The organism is Leucogemmata humicola (assembly GCF_055379415.1).
Genome location: NZ_AP040875.1, coordinates 918,221 through 941,577, shown reverse-complemented (window position 1 = coordinate 941,577; position 23,357 = coordinate 918,221). Strand labels below are relative to the sequence as shown.

15 protein-coding genes are annotated in these 23,357 nt (G+C 62.2%); 2 read left to right on the top strand and 13 right to left on the bottom strand.

Features of this window, described 5'->3' with window-relative positions; all coding sequences use genetic code 11:
* Nucleotides 1–535 precede the first annotated feature (535 nt).
* Entirely contained in the window at nucleotides 536–3,133 is a 2,598-nt protein-coding gene (gene galB, locus AC6H4Z_RS03945; protein WP_497545438.1) for a beta-galactosidase GalB, read from the top strand.
* Nucleotides 3,134–3,142: 9 nt separating this feature from the next.
* Here galB and AC6H4Z_RS03940 read toward each other — a convergent pair whose 3' ends face one another.
* From AC6H4Z_RS03940 to AC6H4Z_RS03880, 13 genes are all read right to left on the bottom strand, one after another.
* Nucleotides 3,143–4,663: a sugar ABC transporter ATP-binding protein gene (locus AC6H4Z_RS03940; RefSeq protein WP_497545437.1), complete on the bottom strand. Its 1,521-nt coding sequence runs from the start codon at nucleotides 4,661–4,663 to the stop codon at nucleotides 3,143–3,145.
* Nucleotides 4,660–5,721 carry a sugar ABC transporter substrate-binding protein gene (locus tag AC6H4Z_RS03935; protein WP_497545436.1) on the bottom strand — a complete coding sequence of 354 codons (1,062 nt, stop codon included), beginning with the start codon at nucleotides 5,719–5,721 and terminating at the stop codon, nucleotides 4,660–4,662. Before AC6H4Z_RS03935 ends, AC6H4Z_RS03940 begins: the two co-directional genes overlap by 4 nt.
* Before the next feature lie 32 nt (nucleotides 5,722–5,753).
* Nucleotides 5,754–6,800 (bottom strand): ABC transporter permease, encoded by a 1,047-nt coding sequence (locus AC6H4Z_RS03930; RefSeq protein ID WP_497545435.1) that lies wholly within the window; start codon nucleotides 6,798–6,800, stop codon nucleotides 5,754–5,756.
* Nucleotides 6,797–8,293 (bottom strand): sugar ABC transporter ATP-binding protein, encoded by a 1,497-nt coding sequence (locus tag AC6H4Z_RS03925; RefSeq protein ID WP_497545434.1) that lies wholly within the window; start codon nucleotides 8,291–8,293, stop codon nucleotides 6,797–6,799. The genes AC6H4Z_RS03930 and AC6H4Z_RS03925 overlap by 4 nt, the downstream gene beginning before the upstream one ends.
* Before the next feature lie 12 nt (nucleotides 8,294–8,305).
* The gene (locus AC6H4Z_RS03920) at nucleotides 8,306–9,343 is read right to left on the bottom strand and encodes a substrate-binding domain-containing protein (RefSeq protein ID WP_497545433.1); all 1,038 of its coding nucleotides are present in this window, start codon (nucleotides 9,341–9,343) and stop codon (nucleotides 8,306–8,308) included.
* A 25-nt stretch (nucleotides 9,344–9,368) separates the two neighbouring features.
* A complete protein-coding gene (locus tag AC6H4Z_RS03915) occupies nucleotides 9,369–10,421 on the bottom strand; it encodes an ABC transporter permease (RefSeq protein ID WP_497545432.1) in 1,053 nt (350 codons plus the stop codon).
* A 44-nt stretch (nucleotides 10,422–10,465) separates the two neighbouring features.
* The gene (gene xylB / locus AC6H4Z_RS03910; RefSeq protein ID WP_497547008.1) at nucleotides 10,466–11,962 is read right to left on the bottom strand and encodes a xylulokinase; all 1,497 of its coding nucleotides are present in this window, start codon (nucleotides 11,960–11,962) and stop codon (nucleotides 10,466–10,468) included.
* 4 nt (nucleotides 11,963–11,966) lie between these two features.
* The gene (gene xylA / locus AC6H4Z_RS03905) at nucleotides 11,967–13,139 is read right to left on the bottom strand and encodes a xylose isomerase (RefSeq protein WP_497545431.1); all 1,173 of its coding nucleotides are present in this window, start codon (nucleotides 13,137–13,139) and stop codon (nucleotides 11,967–11,969) included.
* A gap of 91 nt (nucleotides 13,140–13,230) precedes the next feature.
* Nucleotides 13,231–15,438 (bottom strand): alpha-glucuronidase family glycosyl hydrolase, encoded by a 2,208-nt coding sequence (locus AC6H4Z_RS03900; RefSeq protein ID WP_497547007.1) that lies wholly within the window; start codon nucleotides 15,436–15,438, stop codon nucleotides 13,231–13,233.
* A 31-nt stretch (nucleotides 15,439–15,469) separates the two neighbouring features.
* Complete coding sequence (locus AC6H4Z_RS03895) at nucleotides 15,470–16,714, bottom strand: enolase C-terminal domain-like protein (RefSeq protein ID WP_497545430.1); 1,245 nt, start codon at nucleotides 16,712–16,714, stop codon at nucleotides 15,470–15,472.
* A 162-nt stretch (nucleotides 16,715–16,876) separates the two neighbouring features.
* The gene (locus tag AC6H4Z_RS03890) at nucleotides 16,877–18,181 is read right to left on the bottom strand and encodes an MFS transporter (RefSeq protein ID WP_497545429.1); all 1,305 of its coding nucleotides are present in this window, start codon (nucleotides 18,179–18,181) and stop codon (nucleotides 16,877–16,879) included.
* Between the two features lie 2 nt (nucleotides 18,182–18,183).
* Entirely contained in the window at nucleotides 18,184–18,999 is an 816-nt protein-coding gene (locus AC6H4Z_RS03885; protein ID WP_497545428.1) for an SDR family oxidoreductase, read from the bottom strand.
* Nucleotides 19,000–19,065: 66 nt separating this feature from the next.
* Nucleotides 19,066–21,636 (bottom strand): DUF5916 domain-containing protein, encoded by a 2,571-nt coding sequence (locus tag AC6H4Z_RS03880; RefSeq protein ID WP_497545427.1) that lies wholly within the window; start codon nucleotides 21,634–21,636, stop codon nucleotides 19,066–19,068.
* 243 nt (nucleotides 21,637–21,879) lie between these two features.
* Between AC6H4Z_RS03880 and mgtE the strand changes: the two genes are divergently transcribed.
* Nucleotides 21,880–23,346 carry a magnesium transporter gene (mgtE, locus tag AC6H4Z_RS03875; RefSeq protein WP_497545426.1) on the top strand — a complete coding sequence of 489 codons (1,467 nt, stop codon included), beginning with the start codon at nucleotides 21,880–21,882 and terminating at the stop codon, nucleotides 23,344–23,346.
* Nucleotides 23,347–23,357: the final 11 nt, after the last annotated feature.

Here is a 23,357-nt window from a genome sequence, read left to right as displayed (position 1 = left end):
TCGCAATTGCACAACGGTCGGACAAAATCCGGGTCCACGAAGAGGACGGTGCTACTCACAGCGGCCTGGCGCCTTGATCCGGTCAGCCAGTCTTGCCAGTTCGTCTCCCTCGCCGGCTAATTCATACGATGACCGTATCCCGGGACTAGAAAGTCATAAGGTGACACGATCGCCACACGATTCTACCGCTTAGTTGAAAGCTGTCAATACCAAATTGTCCGGGACCGTTACTTGGCCGTCGAGTCGTTGTGACCGATCGGTCTCGCGGCAAACCCGGAGGGCCGCCGCCGTCGGCGCACTGGCCGACAGGGGGAGAGCAGCCGCGTTCCGCCTGCGGCTTTAGCCAACTGTCCACCGGACAAGGAGGGGGATCTTGCTCCGGCGTTTCTTACCAACCCACTGCACCGCCGGAGCGTCACGTCGTCCGGCGGTCAAGATCTTAGTGCCGCGCCAGATCGATCGGCGAGGCGTTGTTGGACACACCACGCACGAAATCGCAAGTTTGCGCCGTCGAGCCCCCTACCATCAGAGCGTCATGAGACTTCTCAGAACATCTCTCGCCAGCCTCGCGATTGTCATTTGTTGGGCGGATCTCGGCGCGCAGCGTCCACCGCGCGAACGCATTTCCATCGACGACGGCTGGCGCTTTCAGCGAAACGATGCCTCGGCGGATCGCGACCCGCGGTTGTCGTACGACTCGCTCAAGCCGTGGATTCTTCCGACCGGCAACTCGTTCATTCGCGATTCATCGCGCTGGTTTACGACTCCCGGCGAGGGCGTGGCCGCGATGCCATCGTACTCACGCGCCGATTTCGACGACACCCAGTGGCAACGCGTCGACCTGCCGCACGACTGGGCGATCGCCGGGCCATTCATTACTGAAGGCGGACCTGGCGGCGGCATGGGCAGATTGCCAAGCCCAGGCGTCGGCTGGTATCGACGAAAGCTCGATATTCCGGCGAGCGACGCAGGCCGTTCGATCTTTCTCGACGTCGACGGTGCGATGTCCTACTCGTCCGTCTGGATGAATGGACGTCTCGTTGGTGGCTGGCCATTCGGATACGCATCGTGGCGCGTCGACCTCACGCCGTACGTCGTTCCCGGCGGTGTGAATCAACTCGCGATCCGTCTCGACAACCCAGAGAACTCGTCGCGCTGGTATCCGGGCAGCGGCATTTATCGCGACATCTGGCTGACAAAGACAGCACCCGTCCACGTCGGACAGTGGGGTACGTATGTGCGCACACGGAATGTTTCGCGCGCATCGGCGACCGTGGATCTCGACGTGAACGTCGACAACGCCTCCAAGCGCGACGTCCCCGTTACCGTCACGACGCGCATCTACGCACTCGACACGCACGGCAAACGTGCAGCGTCGCCGGCGGCCAGCTTTGCCACCACGCCCGGATCGGTGCGCGCCGGCGGGACACTAAAAGTCAGCGGATCCGTCGCGATCCCGCGTCCCAAGCTCTGGGGACCGCCGCCCACACAGCAGCCGAATCGCTACGAAGCGGTCACCGAAGTCGCACAGGCAGGGACAGTCGTCGATCGGTACGAGACGCGCTTCGGGATTCGCGATGTCCGATATACGGGTGACTCAGGCGTGTTCGTGAACGGTGAGCACATCTACCTCAAAGGCGTCAACGAACACCACGACTTCGGCGCACTCGGCGCGGTGTTCAATCGAAGCGCCGCCGAGCGCAAGCTCGCCGGACTACGAGAATTCGGGGTGAATGCTGTTCGCATGAGCCATAATCCGCCGGCGCCAGAACTGCTCGCCGTCACGGATAGTCTCGGCTTTCTAGTGATGGACGAGGCGTTCGATGTCTGGGAGCAGAAAAAGACACCGTTCGATTTCCATCTCGTATTCCCCGAGTGGCACGAGCAGGACCTTCGCGCGATGCTGCGACGCGATCGCAACAATCCGTCCGTCATTCTCTGGAGCATCGGCAACGAAGTCGGCGAACAGATGACAGGCGATCCTGGCACCGCGGTCGCACAGCGTCTCGTGAACATCGTCCATCAAGAAGACTCGCGTCCGACGACAACGGCGATGAATTGGTCGCAGCCGAATCAGACATTGCCCGGTGCGGTCGATGTGATCAGTCTGAACTACCAAGGTGCAGGGATTCGCACCATCCCGGGCAAGTATCCAGACTTTCACGCCGCCTTTCCGAACAAGCTCATTCTCGGCAGCGAAGTCGCCGCGGCACTGAGCACGCGTGGCGTCTACCTCTTTCCTGTGGCGAGCGCGGTCACCGGACCAGTGCGCCAAGGATCGGGTGGCGATTCCATCACGCACCAGGTGAGCGCGTACGAGTTGCACGCAGCCGACTTCGGGTCGTCGGCCGATCGTGTCTTCCTGTCGCAGGACAAGAATCCATACGTCGGCGGCGAGTTCGTATGGACGGGCTGGGACTATCTCGGTGAGCCCACGCCGTACTACTCATCACGAAGTTCTTATTTCGGCATCATCGATCTCGCCGGCTTCAAGAAGGATCGCTTCTATCTATATCAGGCACATTGGCGGCCGGAGTTGCCGATGGCGCACATCCTTCCCCACTGGACCTGGCCCGAGCGCGTCGGTCAGGTCACGCCGGTGCACGTGTTCACATCGGGCGACGAGGCCGAGCTGTTCTTGAACGGGAAATCTCTAGGCAAGCGCAGGAAGGGGGAATTCGAATATCGGCTGCGCTGGGATTCGGTCACTTACGAGCCAGGCACTCTCGAGGTCGTTGCGTACAAGAACGGAAAGAAGTGGGCGACCGATCGTGTCGCGACAGCGGGAGCGGCGAATCGACTCGAGGCGACACCAGACCGCTCGACCATCCGAGCCGACGGACGAGACCTCGCCTTCGTGAGTGTGCGTGTGCTCGACGCCAAAGGAACGCTCGTGCCGCGTGCGAGCGATACGATTCGCTTTTCCGTCGAGGGTCCCGGCGAAATCGTCGCGACTGACAACGGCGATCCCACGGACATGCAAGCATTCCCATCGCACGATCGTCGCGCGTTCAGCGGAATGGCGCTCGTGATCGTTCGCGCCAAGCCCGGTCAGAGTGGGCGAATCGTGGTCACCGCAACGGCAGACGGTATGCAGAGTGGAAAGACGGTCATCACGGGAGCACCGAGATGATCAAATCAGCTAGACGCTCCCCGTAGCGTGTAGCATCACAATACGCTCATTCGCCTCATTGCCGGTGAGCATCGCTGCAACCCGCCCTTCACGCATCACCACGATGCGTGAACTCAGGGCAAGCACCTCCGGCAACTCCGACGAGATCAAGAGAATCGCAATCCCCTCGCGCGCCAGGCCACGAATGAGTTCGTAGATCTCTGCCTTGGCCCCGACGTCTACGCCGTGCGTGGGTTCGTCGAGGATGAGCAGCTTTGGTTTCGTCGCCAGCCATCGAGCCAAAACGGTCTTCTGTTGATTGCCGCCCGACAGCGCGCGCACCGGGGTTTCTACGGTCGGCGTACTGATGCGAAGCCGACCCACATAGTCATTCGCCAACGTGCGCTCGGCGCGGCGCGAAATGATCCGGCGCGTGCGTAACCACGGAAGAACTGCCATCGAGATGTTCGAACGAACGGACTGCTCGAGAAACAGCGCGAGTCCCTTTCGATCCTCAGGCACCATCGCGATTCCGGCACGCAGCGCCTCGCTGGGCGAACGGAAGTGCGTCGGCGTTCCGTTGAGCAGCACGTCGCCTTCGTCGAACGAGTCCTCACCGAAGATCGCGCGCGCCAACTCCGAGCGTCCGGCCCCGACGAGTCCGGCGAGTCCAACTATCTCTCCACGACGCACTGTCAGGCTCACCCGGTCGAGGCGCGGCCCGCGACCCGTCGCAGTGTGTCGCCTCAGATCGCGCACCTCCAAAACGACAGGACCGCTCTCGTTCACAAGAGCACGCAACGAATCGACCGGCATCGCGCGACCAACCATCAGCTCCACGACACGCTCGAGCGTCGTTGACTCAACAGCCATCGTTGCGACGTGCGCTCCATCGCGAAACACCGTGATGCGATCTGCGATGGCGAAGACTTCCGACAGCCGGTGCGACACGAACAGAATCGCCGTTCCCTGTTCGCGAAGCCGGCGTACGAGCGCATGCAACCGCAACGCCTCGTGCTCGGTGAGCGACGCCGTCGGCTCGTCCATGACGAGTAGCCGCGCACCCGCTCCAAGCGCTCTCGCGATCTCGACGAGCTGCTGTTGCGAGAGACTGAGCTCGCGCATGACAACTCCCGGATCGACGTCGAGTCCGACGGCATCGAGTAGCGAGCGCGCACGAGCGTTCATCGCCCGACGATCGAGCCACATGCCCTTCGTCGGCATCCGCCCCATACAAACGTTCTCGGCGATGCTCAACGTCGGGAGCGTCGCCAGTTCCTGATGAATGACGGCGATGCCGGCTGCCTGTGATTCTGCCGGCGAGTGGAAGTCGACCTCGCGACCGTCCAAGAGGATACGACCCTCATCGCGCTTCGCCGCACCGGCGAGGATGTTGATGATCGTACTCTTGCCCGCGCCGTTCTCACCGACCAGCGCGTGAATCTCGCCGGAGCAAACGTCGAGGTGCACACCGCGCAACGCGTGCACACCGCCGTAGCGTTTGTGCACGTTCTCCGCAGAGAACAGCGGCGCGGCCACGGCCTGGATCATTTCGGCTTGATTCTAAACTTCGCCGAGTTCTCCTTCGTGATCATTTCGGCGCGGGTGAGCAGCCGGCCATACGGCGGCAACTGTCCGGCGGCGAGATAGTTGTAGAGGCGGATCACCGGATCGTGTCCCTGCGCGTCTGGATCCTGGCCGATCGTTGCGTCGATCACGCCCTTGTTGACGTAGTCGAGCGTCTCGTCGACCGCATCGAACGTCACTAGATGCACCTTCCCTGCCTTCTTCGCTTCCTCGACGGCACGCGCGGCACCAAACGGTGATCCGGCGATCGCGATGATGCCGCCCAGATCCGCATGGGCCGTCATGAAGTCCTTCGCCTGCTGATAGGCGTTTTCCGCCTTGTCTTGATTCTCGACCATGCCGACGACTGACGATTGCGGGCAACCCTTCTTGAGCGCGTCCTCAAATCCTTTCACACGCGCCTGGTGCGCCTCGACCGCAAGGAAGCCAGTGATGACGCCGACCTTTCCGGCTGGCCCAACGAGTTTGCACATCAACTCACCCGCAGCCTGGCCCTGCGCATAGCTGTCCGCGCCAACGAAGAACAGGCGCGAATTCGGGGTCTCTGTTTCCGAGTTGAACGTCGCGACGGCAACTCCGGCCTGTGATGCGCGATCGATGTACGCCGCGACGCCAGCGTCGCCTGCGATCGTTGCGATCGCATCGTACTGTTTTGCGAGCGCTCCATCGATTCCGCGCCCGAACACGTCCGCGGTGTGCACTTCTCCCGGGACGATCCATTCCACGGTCGCACCCATCGGTGCGAGCTCTCGGCCCGCTCGCTCGACGCCGGCCTTCACCGGAATCCAGAACGGGCTGTTCTCCATCCCGAGCACCACGATGCGCAGCGGTTTGGCGGCTTTTTGCGCAACCGGCGTCACCGTGCCTTCATCGGCGACAGTTCCTGACGACGTAAATGCCGGCGCGTTCGCCGGGCGCCCTGACGGCTTCGCGTTGTCGGGCGCGCCTTCCTTCTTGCACGCGCTACCGAACAGACACAACACGAGGGGAGCGATCGCAAACGAACGTTGAACGCGTGACATGACGGCTCGAGGAACGTGTGATGTGAGAGTGCTCATCGCCGGCGCCGATCGAGGCCGACAGCAAGGAGAATGACCACGCCGATGATCATGACTTGGAGGTGCAGCGGAAGACCGAGCAGTACGAAGGCGTTGCGGACGACGGCCATGATTGCCGCGCCGATCAGCGTTCCTACGACGCTGCCCTCGCCGCCACTGAGGCTCGTGCCACCGATGACTGCCGCAGCGATGACGTCGAGCTCGACACCCTGTCCGAGATTCGTCGACGCCGTGGCCAGGAGTCCGGTCGTGACGACACCCGCCAGCGCACTGAGACCACCAGCGACGAGATACGTGATCAGCTGCACTCGTTCGACCGAAACACCTGAGAGTCGCGCCGCGCGCGGATTGCTGCCCACGGCGTAGATCTGCCTGCCGAGCACCGTGTTGCCGAGCAACGCGGCGGCGGCCGCAACGAGTACCAACATCAACAGCACGGGAACAGGCACGGGACCGATATAGCCGGCGCCGAGATAAGCGACGCCTGGATCGCGCATGGGAACGTTGCTGGCGACCGAGTTCGCACCACCCGTCGCAAGCACGAACGTCAATCCGCGAGCGATGCTGAGTGTCCCGAGCGTGGCGATGAACGGGACGATCTTGGCGCGCGTGACGAGGATGCCATTCACGAACCCTATCGCGACTCCGGCTGCGAGACCGATGGCAACGGCCAACCACGGATTGAGTCCGGAATACGTCATGAGGCGCGCGCTGAGCACTGCGCCAACCGCGAGGACCGAACCGACGGAAAGGTCGAGGCCTCCAGAAATGAGCACCATCGTCATGCCGACTGCCATGATTCCGATCGTGCTCATCCCCTGCAGAACATTGAAGATGTTGCGCAGGGTGAAGAAATACGGACTCGCGAATGAGAGCGCGACGCAGAGCGTCAGGAGTGCGACGAGCACGCCGAATTCGCGCGCCGCGAACAGCCGGTGCACTCGACGCGGAGCGGCTTCTCGAGGCGCGGCCTCGGCGACGCTGCCACTGTGCGCAGTGGTCGCGGATAGTTCATTCGCAGGCCGATCCGAGGTCGACTTCATCGATTCGGCAGTCCGGCCATGAGCCGCAGCAACCCGTCCTGAGTTGCCGACGCGCCGGGCACCTCGCCGACGAGTCGCCCGGCGCGGAGCACGAGAATGCGGGTCGATAGGCTCAGGAGCTCGGGCAATTCGCTCGAGATCAGCAGGACGGCCGCACCGCGCGCGGCCAGATCGCCAATCAAGGCGTGGATTTCGCCCTTGGCTCCGACGTCGACGCCACGCGTGGGCTCGTCGAGAATCAGAATCTTGGCGCGCGCCGCAAGCCAACGCGCCAGCACGACCTTCTGTTGATTGCCACCCGATAAACCAGCAACCGGCGTTTCGATGCTCGGTGTCCGCACACGGAGCATATGAAAATGCTCACGAACGAGCTCTCGCTCTTCGCCCTGACGAACCCATTTCAGCGTCGATAGACGCTCGAGCAAAGGCAGCGACGTATTTCGACGGCCGCTTTCCGATTGGACCAGTCCCTGACGCTTCCGGTCCTCTGGCACGAGCCCGATCTCGAGACGAATCGCGTCGCGCGGCCCGTTGATACGCACTTCGTGTCCACGCACAAAGATCTTGCCCGACGTCGCTGGCTCGACACCGAAAATGCTCGCGGCAACGTCCGACCGCCCTGCGCCTACGAGACCCGCGAGCCCAACGACCTCGCCGGCGCGCAGCGAAAATGATACGTCCTCGAAGCGCTCGTTGAGCGACAGCCCTTCGATCCGCAGCATCTCTTCACTCGACGCCACGTCCACGTGTCGCGGCAAATACTCGGTGATCGGACGTCCGATCATGAGATGCACGAGCTCGCCCTCCGACAGTTCGCTCGCCGCCTTCGTAGCGACGTGCCGTCCATCGCGCAGCACACTGATCGTGTCGCACAGCCGATAGACCTCGGGCATCCGATGCGAGATGTAGATGCACGTCACGCCGCGCGCCTTGAGCCGATCAATCAGCGTGTACAACCGATCCGTTTCGTGCTGACTGAGACTACTTGTCGGCTCGTCGAACACGATGATCCGCGCGCCACCGCCAACAGCCACCGCAATCTGCACCACCTGCTGCTGCGCGATGGGCAGCTCTCCGAGCCGACGCGTGACGTCGAGCTCCGCACCGATTTCGGCGAGCATCGCGGTCGCGCGCGCGTCCATCGCGGCGTGATCGACTAAACCGCGTCGAGTGGGAATCGCGCCAAGACACAGATTCTCGGCGACGGTGAGGTTCTCGCAAAAGGCGAGTTCCTGATGGACCATCCCGACGCCGGCCGCCAGCGCATCGCGCGGCCCTTCGAAGCGCGTTGGCTTCCCATCGATGTACAGAGTGCCGTCGTCCGGCGTGTAGACGCCGGCGAGAATCTTACCGAGCGTGCTCTTTCCAGCGCCGTTCTCGCCGCAGAGCGCATGACACGAACCGGCGGCAATCGTGAGCGATACATCGCTCAACGCCTGCACGCCGGGAAAACGCTTCGTGATGCGCTCGAATCGGACCGCGGGTTCGGCCATTCGCTCTCGGAACTACTTCAGATACTTCGGATCGACGTTCGTGAAACCCCACGTCTTGAGCTGCTTGCCCCAGTCATTGAGGTTCGCCTTGGTGACCTTCACGAGTTCCATCGGAATGATCTGCGGCACTTCCTTATTGAAGTGCAGCTTGTCTACGATCGTGCGAACGCCGATGTCGCCCCACAGATACACCGATTGCGCCAGGAGCACCGGCACCACGCCTTTGTCCACGTAGGGGAGTTGCTCGGGAAGCGCGTCGACCGAAGCAACCTTCATCTTGTTCGGATTGAGATCGGTGAGCAGCGTGCTCGTGAACAGCGGCCATCCGCCGATCATCGCCCAACCTTGAATGTCCGGATACGCGTTATTCACGCGGATCACTTCTGCGGCAGCGTCCTGTGGCGTCTCGATGTTGTTGAACACACCAATGATTGTCATCCCAGGGTGCTTCGCGGCTTCGTCCTTCGCGCCCTGAACACGGTGCTGCAGATTCGGTGCGTTCTGATTGCCGGCGAGAATCGCAACCTTGCCCTTGCCGCCCATCAGCGTCGCCAGCTCGGCCATTGTCTGCTGACCGGTCTTGATGTCGTCTACTCCATAGTAGGCGAATCGCTTCGACTGCGGCGCGTCCGAGTCGAACGTCATCACGGCCACGCCGCGATCGACCGCGTCGTTGATCGCGCCCGTCACCTTGCCGGCGTCGGAGCACGAAATGAGGATCGCGTCGGCGCCATCATTCACGGCCTGCTGAATGCGCTGCGCCTGCACCTGCCCGTCTTCCTGCGGCGGTGTGAGCCACGAAACGGTGACCTGAATTCCGTTCTTCTCGGAGAGCTCCTTGGCCGCGGCTTCGGCGCCGGTACGCGCGGCGAGGAACACGGGATTCGTCGAGCTCTTGGCGATCACCGCAATGTTGATCTTGTTCTTGCCCGTCGCGGCGCCCGCCTGCTTCGGAGCGCCGGTGTCGGTCTTCGCCGTTTCGCCCTTACTGCACGCCACGAGGGCCAACGTCACAGCCGCGACGCGCATCCAGGTCCCAGTCTTGGTCATCAGAATTCTCTCCTCTCCCTCGAAGTCAGGTCGCCAATCGCGTCGCCGATGCCGCTGACGCGAGCCGCCGTGCGGTAAGACGCGTACTCCATTGATCCACGACAACCGCAATGATGATCGCACAGCCAATCACGATCCATTCGTAGTTCTGGTCGAAGTGCAGCGTGCGAATCGACTGACGGATCAGCACGATGAGCAGTGCGCCGAGCGTCGCGCCCAGGGCACTGCCCTTTCCTCCAATCAAGCTCGCGCCGCCGACTACGGCCGACGCGATCACGTATAACTCATAACCCTGTGCATCGCCCGACGACGCCGAGCCGTAGAAACTCGCGCCAAGAAATGCCGAGAAACCTGCGGTGAGCCCGGAAACCGCAAAGACGCCCAACTGAATCCGCGACAGCGGCAACCCGGCAAACCGACTCGCCTCGAGATTTCCGCCAAAAGCAAAGATGTGGCGACCCATGACTGTTCGCGTGAGATAGATCCCGCCGAGCACCGTCACAGCCAGCATTGCCAGCATTGGCACGGGATACAGACCGCCGCCCAAACCCAGCGACGCCTTCGTCACCGCAGTGACCGACGGCGGCACCGAAATGCTCTCGGCGCGCGTGGCAACGAACGCGATACCGCGCAGCATCCACATCGTACCGAGCGTGACGATGAACGGGTGCACGCGAAGGCCAACGACCAATGCACCGTTCAACAGACCGCACGCCAGGCCAACGCCTAACGCGACCAACAATCCCACCGCCGTGGACGCAGCGCCGCTCATCGACCCCATGGACCGGAGCATGAGTGCCATCGACACTCCACTCAGCGCATAGATCGATCCAACCGACAGGTCGATGCCGCCGGAGATGATCACGACGGTCGCGCCAATCGCCATGACGGCGAAAAAGCTCGCATCCGTCGCGGTCTGAATGAGCGTGTGCGAATTCCAGAAGTTGTTGACCGATGCTCCCGTCGCGCGGTCGACGTGCGAACCGGCGAGCAGCGTCAGCGAGATAGCGACGATCGCCAGCACGACGACCAGTCCCGTCTCCTGAGAACCAACGATCTTTCGGATAGCGTCGCGCATTCAGCGAAAAGCGAGGCGGGGCAGATTTTGCGTGGAACGTCAGATCACGAAGTTGCAACCTGACGCGCCGCACCATAAGACCCGCGAAAGCGCTGATAGTGCTTTTCGTATTCGGCGTGGACAGCAGGATCGGGGACCTCGAGCGCGCCGCGCGTGAGCGTCGCCCGCGCCGCTGACGCCAGATCGGAGAAAGCTCCGATACCAACAGCGCCGAGTAGCGCCGCGCCATAGGCCGGCCCCTCTTCTCGGTCCACGGTGCACACCGGTACGCCGAAGATCTCGGATTGCAGACGTCGAACGAACGGACTGCGCGCGCCGCCACCGGTAAGCAGCATGGCCCGCGGCGACAGTCCCAACTCGGCCAGAATCTGGACTGAATCACGCAGCGCGAAGCACACGCCTTCGATCACCGCGCGTGTGAGATGTGCGCGCGAGTGGGCGAGACTCAGGCCGAGCAGCGCGCCGCGCATCGATGCATCACGATGCGGCGTGCGTTCGCCCTGGAGATACGGAAGGAACGTCACCCCTTCGGCGCCCGGCGGAATCGACGCCGCCTCGGCGTTGAGTCGCTCGTTTGCTTCGCCGGTGCTCACGAGGTCGCGCGCCAATTGATCGCGGTACCAGGCAAACGCGCCGCCGGCTGACAGCACGACGCCCATGAGGTACCACATGCCAGGTGCGACGTGACAGAAGGTGTGCGCACGAAGCCCGGGATCGACACGCGGATCGGCGGTTGGCGCGAGCACAGTGCCCGACGTTCCCCAACTCGTCACCGCTTCACCTGGCACCACCGCGCCAACACCCGCGGCGCCGCACGCGTTGTCCGCGCCGCCGCCAACGACCGGCGTCCCCACCTGCAATCCCGTGAGTCCCGCCGCCTCGACAGTCACCTTCCCGAGGACTTCTGACGAACCACCGACATCGGGCACGATCGAATGCGGCAGACCGACCGCATCGAGAATCTCCGTGCTCCAACGCAGGTGCGCGGTGTCATACATCAGCGTCGCTGATGCGTCAGATGGCTCCGTCGCGAGGACGTTGGTAAGCCGATAGCGAATGAAATCCTTCGCCAACATCACCGTCGACAAACGTGCAAACGCACCGGGCTCATGATTGCGGAGCCAGAGCACCTTGGGCAGTGTGAACCCTTCGAGCGCTGGATTCGATGCGAGATCGCGCAGACGGCTCTCGCCGCCTACGCGCTTTGTGATCTCCTGACACTCAGCGGTCGTGCGTCCATCGCACCACAACAGCGCCGGGCGAATGACACTGCCCTTCGCGTCGAGAAACACCGACGAGTGCATCTGCCCTGAAATTCCAATCGACGACACGCGTACGCCCGGCTTTGCGCTGAGCAGCGTGCGAATCGACGCGAGCGTCGCCTGCCACCACGCTTCGGGATCCTGCTCCGCCCACCCGGGGTGCGGCGTCGACATCTGCAGCGCGGTTACCGCGCTCGCTTCGACCTCGCCGTTCTGGCTGACGAGAATCGCTTTGACGCCGCTCGTCCCGACATCGATGCCGAGGAAACAGGACTCCATCACGTCAGCGGACTCCGAGGATTAGCTCCATCGTCAGCTGATCGAGACGCTCATACGCGTATCCCTGCGCGCGAATGGCGGGGAGATCGAACGAACGCTCCTTCAGCTCCTTCGCTCCGTCGGCGGTGAACTTCACGCGCTTGCCCGGCTCCGCACCACGCGCATTGAGCTCGGCCAACAGTGCCTGAATCTCCTTGTCCGCGTTGAACTGCGCGGCCTTCTCCTTGAAGATGAGATAGGTGCGCATGCTGCCGGCGGCAAAATCCCACACACCCTTTTGATCTTCGGTGCGATACGCGTGGCTGTCGAAGTGGCGCATGCCTGGCCACTTCGAGTCCTCGAGCAGTTTGACGAGAAAGAATGAACCCTTCACGTCCTCGCTGCCAAAGCGATGGTCCTGATCGTAGCGGCCCGGCTTCTGACCATTGAGGTCGATGTGGAACAGCTTGCCCGCCTCGAGCGCCTGTGCAACGCCGTGCGAGAAATCGAGTCCGGCGATAGTGTCGTGCGCGACTTCCGGATTCAATCCAACCATTTCCGGATGATCGAGAGTGTAGATGAGTGCGAGCGCGTGACCGATCGTCGGAAGGAAGATGTCGCCGCGCGGCTCGTTCGGCTTCGGTTCAATCGCAAACTTGAGCTTGTAGCCCTGCGAGATCGAATACTCGCACAGGAAGTTGAGCGCGTCGCGGAACCACTTCATCGCTTCGACGACGTTCTTACCGGCGTTCGTTTCGGCGCCCTCACGGCCGCCCCAGAACACGTACGTGTCAGCGCCAAGCTCCACGCCGAGGTCCATCGAACGCATCGTCTTCTGTAACGCATACGAGCGAACGCGCGCGTCGTTACTCGTGAACGCGCCATCGCGGAAGACCGGATCGCCGAACAAGTTCGTCGTCGCCATCGGCACGCGGACGCCAGAGTCCTTCAGCGCCTGCTTGAACTCTCGGACGATCTTGTCACGCTCAGCGGTGGTCGCGTCGCGCGGAATGAGATCGTTGTCGTGGAGGTTCACGCCATAGGCGCCGAGCTCGCCGAGCTTGTGGACGATTTCGTTGGGCGAGATCGGCGGACGCACCGGATCGCCGAATGGATCGCGCCCGGGATTGCCGACCGTCCACAGGCCGAAGGTAAAGTGGTGTTCGGGCTTCGGGGTGTATGCGTCGGACGTTGCCATGTTTCGAGTTTCCTAGTGCTCTAGTGTGTCGTGGCTTGGAGGCCACTACGAGTTTGATAAAGACACTTCAGCCCTTCGAATACCACGCTGCCTAGTACACCGCCTCACAGCGCGGTTTTGGTAGGACCGGCGGACATCTCAAGGCGCGATAGAACTCCAACGGATGTGCAGGCCGCTCCAAGTCCGACGGGATCGGCTGTCTCGAGTACGTCTGGAAATACTGCAGGGCCGCATCGCGCCACCAAATCGCTTCCTTCTCCTGGATCGTCAGGAAGCCCTGTACATCGGCAAAGCGCGCACTATCGACCGAGCCTCTTACACCGTCCCACGTGCGACGCATCGATCGAACGGAATCGACACCGGCGTAGTAGTGGCGCGCGAGTTCCTCCCACAGCGTCTTGCCGCTCTTGAGCTTCTGATTCCAGCCAACACGGTGGAACCAGAGGAGGACCGAATCAGGAGCCGCGTCGCCCGCAAAGCGATCGCGCACGGGCGGAAAGTACTGCGCAGCCGCATTGCTCCCCGTCGCGGTTCGATCGAACCCAATGCCGAGCGTGTCGGCGCGATGGTAATACGTTGGCGACCAGTCGGGACGACCGGCGTTGCTCACCCACGGCCCGGGACCATAGTGGTGCCCCGTTGCCATGATGTGCGCGAGGCCGAGTGGCGTCATGTAGTTCACGACGGCTTCGCGCGACGTGAGCATCATCTTTCGGATCGATGCGACCGCGGCGTCGTTGTTCGTGAACGTCCGCCGAATCCACTCGTCAGCGATGCCGGCCGACGTGAGATCGTGATCCCACGCCAGACGGCCATACGCATACCAGTTCGCTTGGTTGAACTGCGAACCCGTCCAGTTGCGATCCGTGCCGACGTTCGCGACTCCGGCAATTCCGGTTCGCGTCTGCTTCTGTAGCGTGCCGTCGAGCACTTTCCCGACTGTCGACCCCTTGCCGTTTGAATACGTGTCGGCGTCGAGGACTTCCTTGAACAACGGCGCCAGATACACGAGATGTGTATCCTGCCCAAGATATTCTTTAGTGATCTGGAATTCCGCCATCACCGGCGTCTTTGGCATTGCACCAAAGAGCGGATGGAACGGCTCGCGCGGCTGAAAGTCGAGCGCACCGTTCTTCACCTGAACGAACACATTCTCGCGGAACTGTCCGTCGAGCGGCTTGAACTCGTCATACGCCTGACGCACGCGATCGGTCGGCACTTCGTTGCTGTACACGAACGCACGCCACATCACGACGCCGCCATGCGGAGCCACCGCATCGGCCAGCATGTTCGCGCCGTCAGCGTGCGTGCGCTTGTAGTCCTGTGGCCCCGGTTGACCTTCGGAGTTCGCCTTCACCACGAAGCCACCGAAGTCGGGCACGTACTTGTAGATCTCGTCGGTCTTGTGCTTCCACCACACGCGTACGGCCGAGTCGAGTGGATCAGCCGTCTTGAGACCGCCGATCTCGATCGGCGCGCTGAAGCGTGCAGTGAGATAGACCTTCACACCATACGGACGAAAGACGCCAGCGAGCGCCGCAACCTTCGTCAGATACTCTGGCGTCAGAAACTTCGCATTCGCGTTGACGTTCGTGAGCGCCGTTCCGTTGATGCCGATCGAAGCGTTGGCGCGCGCGTAGTCGCGATAGCGCTCAGGCAGCGAGTCGGGCAGATGCGGCCAGTCCCACAGCGACTGCCCCGCATATCCGCGCTCGACGGTGCGATTGAGATTGTCCCAGTGATCGAGCATGCGCACCTGAATGCGCGGCGCACTCGTGACCGCAAGGTTCGCGACGCTCTGCAACGTCTGCACTCGACGCAGCAGATCGAACGCACCATACAGAACGCCAATGTCAGTGTTCGCGGCGATCACAGTGGCGTGTTTGCCATTGACCGTCACGGAGCGAAGCACGAAACCCTCGGCGCCGGCGCTCTTTAGTGCCGCGTCGAGCTTGAGCGATGCAACGATGGCAGACGACTTCGGAGTCCCGAGAACGATGGCGCCGTTCGACGTTACACTCTTGTCGACCGGAATCGCCGCGCCGAGCAGGCCGCGAAGACCGCGCGTCAACTCGTCGCGCGCTGCGTCGATCGACGGCGAAGTTGCGTCGACAACGATACGCGCGAGCGTCGACCGATATTCGGTGAGCCGCGCGCCGTTCGCGAGCTGGCGATAGCGCAGCCACAGGTCGTACCCGTCTTCGACTGGAGCGGCCGAACGGGCCGCAGACTCAGTCGCCGGCGCGGCCCATGCGACGAGCGCACACAGCATGCACGCTCGAATCAGTCTGGTGCGCATCATCGCGTCCTACTCCTCGAACGTCACAGTCCTAGAACGGAATCGCCGGCGTGCGCGCGTCGCTCGGATCGGCCCACGACTGATTCGGAATGGTGGGCGTCCAACCCGGCCGGAGCGGATCCTGATCGTACGGATATCCACCGAGCCGCAGAAACAGCTCGTGATATTCTCCCATACGATCGCGATCGAGCTTGATGCCGAGTCCAGGTGCCGTGGGCACAGCGATCGTTCCACCGCAGTAGTGCATCTTCCCGCCAACGATCACGTCGTCGGTCAGATGGTGATAGTGCGCATCGGCCGAGAATGAGAGATTCGGCAACACAGCGCCGAGGTGCAGCATCGTCGCGAGCTGAATGCCCAATTCACCCGACGAGTGCACCGCAACACCAAGCTGGAACGCTTCGCAGATTCCGGCGGCCTTCACGCAGGGACGAATGCCGCCCCAGAAGGTCGTGTCGAGCAGAATGACATCGACACCGGTCTGCAGAATGTTCGCGGCCAGCTGTTCGAAACCCACGACCACCGTGTTCGTCGCCAACGGCATTCGCACTTTCTCACGCGTGCGACGCATGCCGTGCAATCCGAACACCGGATCCTCGAGATAATCGTTGTTCAATCCCTCGATCTGCTGGCCGAACCAGATCGCCTGCTCGGTCGACCACACGCCATTCGGATCGAAGCGAAGACTGTCGCCCGGCAGCGCCTCGGCGATAGCACGATAGCATTCGAGTTCGTACGCCGGCGCGAAGACACCGCCCTTCAGTTTGTGCGACGCGAAGCCATAGGTCTTCTTTAAATCGAGCGCGTGAGCGACGAGCTGGTCGCAGGTCCGAACCTCGCCGGACCCGTCACGCGGATTTGCATAGCGAAAAAACAAATAGGACGCGAAAGGCACGCGATCCCGGATTTTTCCACCGAGGATGTCGTGAACCGGAACGCCCCATTTCTGACCGAGAATGTCGAGGCAGGCAAACTCCAACGCGGCGAGAATCTGCGTGCGATTGTTGTAGAGCGACGCGGTCGGATTGGCGATCAGAAAGCGCATCTTTTCGAGCTGCGCCGGGTCATGTCCGAGGAGGTAGGACTTGAGCCCTTGAACGGTTGCAACCGCTGTTTCGCCGCCACCACCCATCTCGCCGAGGCCGATCAGGCCCTCGTCGGTCTCGACTTCAATGATTGTGCGGACAAAACGACCCCAATGGCACCCATTTGCGTGTCGCAAAGGAGCTTCGAGGGGGACGGTGACCGGGGTCGCGCGGATGTCGGTGATCTTCATGATGATACAACGAGATAAATTGACCTTATCACTTAGAGAAGGTGTGGCGGCCTGGTGAGGCTGTCAAGAACTCTTGAGCTGGGGTTTGGCGCTCGTATCCAAAATCAAAGCGGCACCCGCGCATTGCGCGAACGCCGCCCACCTGCCCTAAGCTCTAGAGCGTCAATCCCTTACCCGGTCCATCCTGGGTACGAGGCCCTGAAAGATCGCCCACGCTCCTACATACGCCACACCGCAAATCGCGAAAATGACGCCGTAGTTTCCGCCCGTCGCCTGGAGAATGGAGCCAGTCGATCGCTGGAAAATTGCCCCCGCCATGGCGCCCGCGAATCCTCCGATGCCGGTCACCGAACCCACGGCGTTCCGCGGAAACATGTCGCTGACGCTCGTAAAGAGATTCGCCGACCACCATTGATGCGCCGCCGCCGCCACGCTCACCAACGCGACCGCGCCCCACATGCTACTCACGCTCGGCGCAAAGAGTGTGGGAACGATCAATAGCGCGGCAACGAGCATCGCCGTTTTTCGCGCTTTGTTCACACTCCAGCCGCGCTTGATCAGCGTGCTCGAGAACCAGCCGCCCGCGACGGATCCAGTATCGGCAAATACATAAATCGCAACGAGCGGGGCCGCGACGCCGGCGAGCTTCACGCCCCAACCAGCGTCGAGAAATTTTGGAAGCCAGAACAAATAGAAGAGCCACACCGGATCGGTGAGCGATTTCGCAAGTAAGAACGCCCACGTCTGCCGATAGCGCAGCAGTTGCACCCACGGCATTCTCGGTGGTTCGACGACGCGATCACCGCGAATCAGGTCGAGCTCCGCCGCTGATACCTTCGGGTGCTCAGCTGGCTCGCGATATACCGCCAGCCAGAAGATCAGCCAGATGAATCCGACCGCTCCGGTAGCGATGAATGCCCACTGCCATCCCCATCGCAGTGCGATGAACGGAACGAGGATTGGCGCGAGCACGGCGCCAACGTTGCTACCCGCGTTGAAGATGCCGACCGCGAGGGCCCGTTCGCTATTTGGAAACCACTCGGCAACTGTCTTGATCGACGCCGGAAAGTTTCCCGACTCTCCAAGGCCAAGGCTGGCTCGGGCAAACGAGAACGCCGCGGCAGATCGCGCGAGCGCGTGACCCATCGCAGCGGCACTCCACGCCACGATCGCCAACGCGAAGCCGCGGCGCGTTCCGATCCGATCGAGCAACCGACCCATGCCGAGCATTCCGATCGCGTAGGTGAAGCTGAACCAGGAAACCATGTTCCCGTAGTCCACTTCGCTCCACCCGAGATCTCGCTGCAGCGTTGGCGCGAGAAGGCCGAATACCTGGCGATCGAGGTAGTTGATCGTCGTCGCGAAGAAGAGCAGCGCGAGAATCGTCCATCGATATCCCGACCGCGGCCCCGCGCCGCTCGACGGATCGAAGCGCGTTCGTTCGGCGCTACCCGCTGCTGTGCCCATCTTTAGACTCCGCTAAACGCGCTAAACCCGCCATCGATCGGAATGATCGCTCCGGTCACGAAAGACGCCGCGTCGCTCGACAACCAACGCACGGCGCCGATCAGCTCGTCCGGATTTCCGAACCGGCCCATTGGAGTCTTACCCATGATCGTGCGCGCGCGGTCCGTTGGACTGCCGTCCGGTTTGACGAGCACGTGGCGATTCTGCTCGGACACGAAGAAGCCCGGAGCGATCGCGTTCACACGCACGCCGCCAGAATGCTTCCGCGCCATTTCGACGGCGAGCCACTTCGTGAGACTGTCGATGCCGGCCTTGGCGACCGAGTAGCCGAGTACGCCGCTGAGGTGTTGCGTGGCCGCCATCGACGAAACATTGATGATCGACCCCGACCCGCGCGCCGCCATCGACTCGCCGAAGACCAGCGACGGGATCAGCGTTCCGTGCAGGTTGAGCTTCAGCACCTCGTCGAACGCATCGATCGGGACATCGAAGATCGGCTTGGTATCGTTGCGCGCTCGACCAACGTTGCCGCCAGCACCGTTGAACAGGATGTCGACGTGGCCGCACGCAGCGAGGATCTCGTCGCGCGCCGCACGCATCTGCGCCTCGTCGAGCACATCGCCAACCGCGACGAGCGCGTCGCCGCCAGCCTGTCGAATCTCCTGCGCCTTCGCCTCAGCCACCTCTCGACGACGGCCGAGGATGACCACACGCGCCTTGGATTCAGCGAGGGCGGATGCAATGCATCCGCCAATCACACCATACCCGCCCGTGACCACCGCGACGCGGCCGGCGAGCGAAAAGGAATCAAGAGTCATGCAGCGAAGATGGCAGGGCGACGCGGGAATAGGGAAGCGGCGCTGCCCACTTCCCTCTCCACTACCTCAGTACGACAGCCAGTAGGAGCCCTTCACGAGAAAGACATTCGCAGGGTGCGCGGACTTCAGCTGCCCGAGGTCAGCGACGGCGGCGCGCGCGTCGGTACCGTCGAGACTCAGCGTTCGCTCCTGCGCCCACACGAAATACAGTGTCGAACCCGGACGATACTCCCAGCGAACAACCGTGTTCGAGCGATACTGCTTGAAGTCGAACGCACCCGGATCACCACCGTCGTACGGCGTGTACCGATCGCTCCAACGCTCGGCGCGTGCATTGGCCACCTGTAGCCAATCGCTGAAGTTGCCGCGCGTCGCGAACGGCGCAGCGTATAGCTGTAGCGAAAGGTTCGGCGTCGCCGTCACGCCGATGCGAACAGTCATCGACTTCGTCGTTTGATCGAGACGTGCGACGGTGTAGTGCGTCGTGTCGGAACTCACGTCGCCATAATTCCCGTTTGGCTGCGTGGCATTCACGCTGCGACCTACGTTGTACGACACGCTTCCAGTCACTCGGCTCGTGACTCGGAAGTCGGCAGCGGGTCCAACACCCCAACTGTGCGAACGACCTCTGTCGCCGGCCATCCAGTTGGCGTTGAAATACGGAACCAGCGTGTGTCGCGGGTCGCCCTCGATCGACGCCCAGCCCCAGGTCGATCGTTCCTGGCGCAACGCGGGTCCGCCGCGCGTGCAATCATCGCAGTACGACGGTGCACCCGCGTTCACACCCTCGCCTGCGTGAAGCCACATGCTGTTCTTGAACTGCATGTGCGCGTTGACGTTTCCGCCGAGATCAGTGCGCGTGTTGTTCCAGGTGTAGTTCGACCACTGGTTGATGTTGTAGTTCCAGTAGCGATAGATGCCGCGCGGCGTGTTCTCGTGATACTGGAACCACAGCGACTGACTCTTCGAGTTAGCGCGAGAGAGGAAACCAACGTCGTTGATCTCGAAGCCAGGCGACAACATCTGGAGGCTCGTGCTGAACAGCGTCGAACCTCCGCCACGCTTCGACAGCGCCACCTGTGCCGAATATCCGCCAAGGCTCGTTCGCGTCGAATCGAAAGCGATGCCGTCGTCGGGACGCTGATAGTTGTGCACTGAACTCAATTGCGTTTGCGCAATCGACTTCGCTGAGCCCTGAACCTGACTTCCCGCCACGTACGCCGTGACCTGGAAGTTGCGGTCGTGAAACTGGTGACGGAAATCGAGACCACCCGCGAGCGCGTTCGATCGCAGGTAGTCCGACGTCCACCCATCGAGATTGCGATGCACGCTGGTGATCATCGCACCGATGCCGCTCGCGCCCTGACGGAAATCGCGCTGCAGGCGGCCGACGAAATAGTTCGTCTGCGGCTCGATCGTCTCGCGGCCCGGCGCCGTTTCGCGCTGCGTCACCGCATCGAGCAATCCGACCGAGATGCCGTTGCTAAGGCGACCCGTGAGCTTGGTCGCGCCAAGAATTGTCGACGACGTTGCGTTCGACGGATCGTCGTACGTGCTGGAGAGCTGCGGTCCGCGGCCAATGCGTCGCGAGTAGAACAGGCCCGAGCACGCGCCGTCGTTGCAGTTCACGTCAAAGCGGAACAGTCCCTGCCCCTCGAGAAAGAACGGTCGCTTCTCGGGAAAGAACGTCTCGAACGCCGACAAGTTCACGACCGACGGATCGGCCTCAACCTGGCCGAAGTCCGGATTCACCGTGGCGTCGAGCGTGAGGTTGGATGTGATGCCGTATTTGAGGTCGGCGCCCATCGTCGACTGGCTTCGCTGCGCGAAACCGTTGGCCGTTGGCGCGTTGTAGGTCTTCGCGACCGTATATGGAGAGAGCTCGAGCCGGCGCGGCGCCGCGATACCATCGATACCGCCGAGATCACCGAGCTGTGAGGCGAGTCCATTCTTGGACCGCGAGTACATCGGCCACGCGTAGCGCTCGTTGTACCGAGCCACATCGCGCCAAATACCGAAGCCAAAGGTGTGTCGCTCGCCACTCCCGTAGCGTAGCTGATTGAGCGGCACGCGGAACTCAGCGACCCAACCCGCCGAGTCGATGCGGGTGCCAACGTCCCACACCCCGTCCCAGGAGTCGTCTTCTTCACCGTCGTTGAGAATCGCGAAATCGCGCTTCACACCCGCGGGATTCACCGAAAGCTCCACGCCCGTTCGCCGATCGTGGTAGCCATCGATGATGATCTTGATCCAGTCAGACTGCGTACGCACGTCCCGTCGGCTGAGCAGAGCCACGATGCTATCGGGATGCGGATCGAACGCGCGGACGAGCACATACAGGTTGTGTGCGTCGTACGCCACGCGCGCCTCGGTGCGGTAGCGCGGATCTCCATTCTCCGCGGGATCGAACATGCGGAAACCGTCGATGATCTGGGCGCTCGCCCACACAACGTCGTCGCCCTTACCGTCGATGACGGGCGCTTTGATGGCGCGAGCTGCGACGGCAACCGTCGCGGTCGATCGCACGTCGGGAACGATCGAGATGCTCGAGTGCGCGGACGCACGCTCGGATTGGGCAAGCAGCATCGCCGGCGCTATGAGCGCCGTGGCGAGAAAACCACGAACAACGACAGACATCTGTGGGCGGGTGGGTGAAGCGGTACGTCGGCCGGCGCAAACCACATCCGGCGGGGCGCGATGAGTCCTCGATCGCGCGCTCCGAACCTGAGACAGTCCAGCGCTCTGAAAGGTTGGGTGAGACTAGAAATTTACCACGCGTAACACGTCGGAATCTTGTGCGATTTTCGCTCGCTTCAGGGTTGTCTCGACGCACTTGGCTTGGGTATGTTGACGCCGCGCGCACCGGTGATTACAAGGCCAATGACTCCATCGCAGCGAAATCCGGAGGACCGTCCGGTCGCGACTCTGCTCGCGCCCGACATTATCGCGCTCCTCGATGAGTCGCCGTCGGACATCCCCGTCGAAACGGAGGAGGTCCACCCGGCCGATCTCGCTGGTGTCGCCGAGCTCCTCGAGCCAGACCAGCTGCAGAAGTTCCTCGCGGCGCTCGGGCCTGCTCGTGCTGCCGACGTACTCGAGTACCTCGACGAAGAGCTGAGGACCGAGTTCCTCGAGTCGGTCACCCCGCGCCAGGCCGCCGAGCTCGTCTCGGAGATGACGCCGGACGATCGCGCCGACACGCTCGAGGAGATCAGCGACGTCCGCGTCGAGGAGATTCTCTCCGAGATTCCTGCCGAGGCGCGACTCGAGACCGAGAAGCTGCTCGCGTACGACGCGGATACTGCCGGTGGTCTAATGACCACCGAGTTTGTCTCGGTGTCGGCAGAAATGACCGTAGAAGCGGCGCTCGAGAACGTGCGAGCGGTCGCTCGATCGGGAAAGAAGGAGGCGATGTACGCGATCTACACGACCGATTCTCAGGGTCGCGTGGCCGGCGTTATGTCGCTGCGCGAGCTGCTCGCGGCACCGCCGGGTGCCAGAATCGGCGATATCGCGTGGACCGAAGTCGTAAGCGTCAGCACGAGCGCCGACCGTGAAGAAGTCGCGCGCGTGATCGCCAATTACGACATGGTCGCCGTGCCGGTGGTCAGCGAGTCCGGGCACGTCATGGGCGTCATCACGGTCGACGACGTCATCGACGCCATTCAGGAAGAGCAGACAGAAGACGTCCAGAAGTTGGGCGGTATGGAGGCGCTCGATGAGCCGTACTCCACCATCTCTTTCTGGAACATGATCAAGAAGCGCGCGGGTTGGCTCAGCGCGCTCTTTCTTGGCGAAATGCTCACGGCAACGGTGCTCGGCGTCTATCAGGCGGAAATCGACCGGCAGACGCTGCTCGCCCTATTCCTTCCGCTGATCATCAGCTCCGGTGGTAACTCGGGATCGCAGGGCACCTCGCTTCTCATTCGTGCGCTTGCCCTGCGTGAGGTCACGCTCCGCGATTGGTGGCGCGTGGCTGGACGCGAGTTGGCGACTGGCATCACGCTCGGCTTGATCCTCGCCTTGATCGGATTCGTCCGAATCGAACTCTGGCAGACCCTGGCGGACCACGGAGTTCAATTCATCGGCCACGACTACAACACCAGCATCGTCAATGGCGTGAAAGTGTTCCACCCAGGTCTGCATCATCTCCTGGCGCTGACCGTCGCGGTCTCACTCCTCGGCGTGGTGATCTTCGGAACGCTCGTCGGATCGATGCTGCCGTTCATCTTCCGTCGATTGGGCTTCGACCCCGCGAGCGCGTCGGCGCCGTTCATAGCCACGTTCGTCGACTTCACTGGCCTCATCATCTACTTCAACGTCGCGCTGCACATTCTCTTACGCTGACGGCTAGCTTT

Coding starts and splice junctions, on each gene's coding strand:
- AC6H4Z_RS03885 (WP_497545428.1), bottom strand. CDS start 18,999: ATGACTCTTGATTCCTTTTCGCTCGCCGGCCGCGTCGCGGTGGTCACG.
- AC6H4Z_RS03935 (WP_497545436.1), bottom strand. CDS start 5,721: ATGTCACGCGTTCAACGTTCGTTTGCGATCGCTCCCCTCGTGTTGTGT.
- xylA (WP_497545431.1), bottom strand. CDS start 13,139: ATGGCAACGTCCGACGCATACACCCCGAAGCCCGAACACCACTTTACC.
- AC6H4Z_RS03930 (WP_497545435.1), bottom strand. CDS start 6,800: ATGAAGTCGACCTCGGATCGGCCTGCGAATGAACTATCCGCGACCACT.
- AC6H4Z_RS03900 (WP_497547007.1), bottom strand. CDS start 15,438: ATGCGCACCAGACTGATTCGAGCGTGCATGCTGTGTGCGCTCGTCGCA.
- AC6H4Z_RS03915 (WP_497545432.1), bottom strand. CDS start 10,421: ATGCGCGACGCTATCCGAAAGATCGTTGGTTCTCAGGAGACGGGACTG.
- AC6H4Z_RS03890 (WP_497545429.1), bottom strand. CDS start 18,181: ATGGGCACAGCAGCGGGTAGCGCCGAACGAACGCGCTTCGATCCGTCG.
- AC6H4Z_RS03940 (WP_497545437.1), bottom strand. CDS start 4,663: ATGATCCAGGCCGTGGCCGCGCCGCTGTTCTCTGCGGAGAACGTGCAC.
- AC6H4Z_RS03920 (WP_497545433.1), bottom strand. CDS start 9,343: ATGACCAAGACTGGGACCTGGATGCGCGTCGCGGCTGTGACGTTGGCC.
- AC6H4Z_RS03880 (WP_497545427.1), bottom strand. CDS start 21,636: ATGTCTGTCGTTGTTCGTGGTTTTCTCGCCACGGCGCTCATAGCGCCG.
- galB (WP_497545438.1), top strand. CDS start 536: ATGAGACTTCTCAGAACATCTCTCGCCAGCCTCGCGATTGTCATTTGT.
- xylB (WP_497547008.1), bottom strand. CDS start 11,962: ATGGAGTCCTGTTTCCTCGGCATCGATGTCGGGACGAGCGGCGTCAAA.
- AC6H4Z_RS03895 (WP_497545430.1), bottom strand. CDS start 16,714: ATGAAGATCACCGACATCCGCGCGACCCCGGTCACCGTCCCCCTCGAA.
- AC6H4Z_RS03925 (WP_497545434.1), bottom strand. CDS start 8,293: ATGGCCGAACCCGCGGTCCGATTCGAGCGCATCACGAAGCGTTTTCCC.
- mgtE (WP_497545426.1), top strand. CDS start 21,880: ATGACTCCATCGCAGCGAAATCCGGAGGACCGTCCGGTCGCGACTCTG.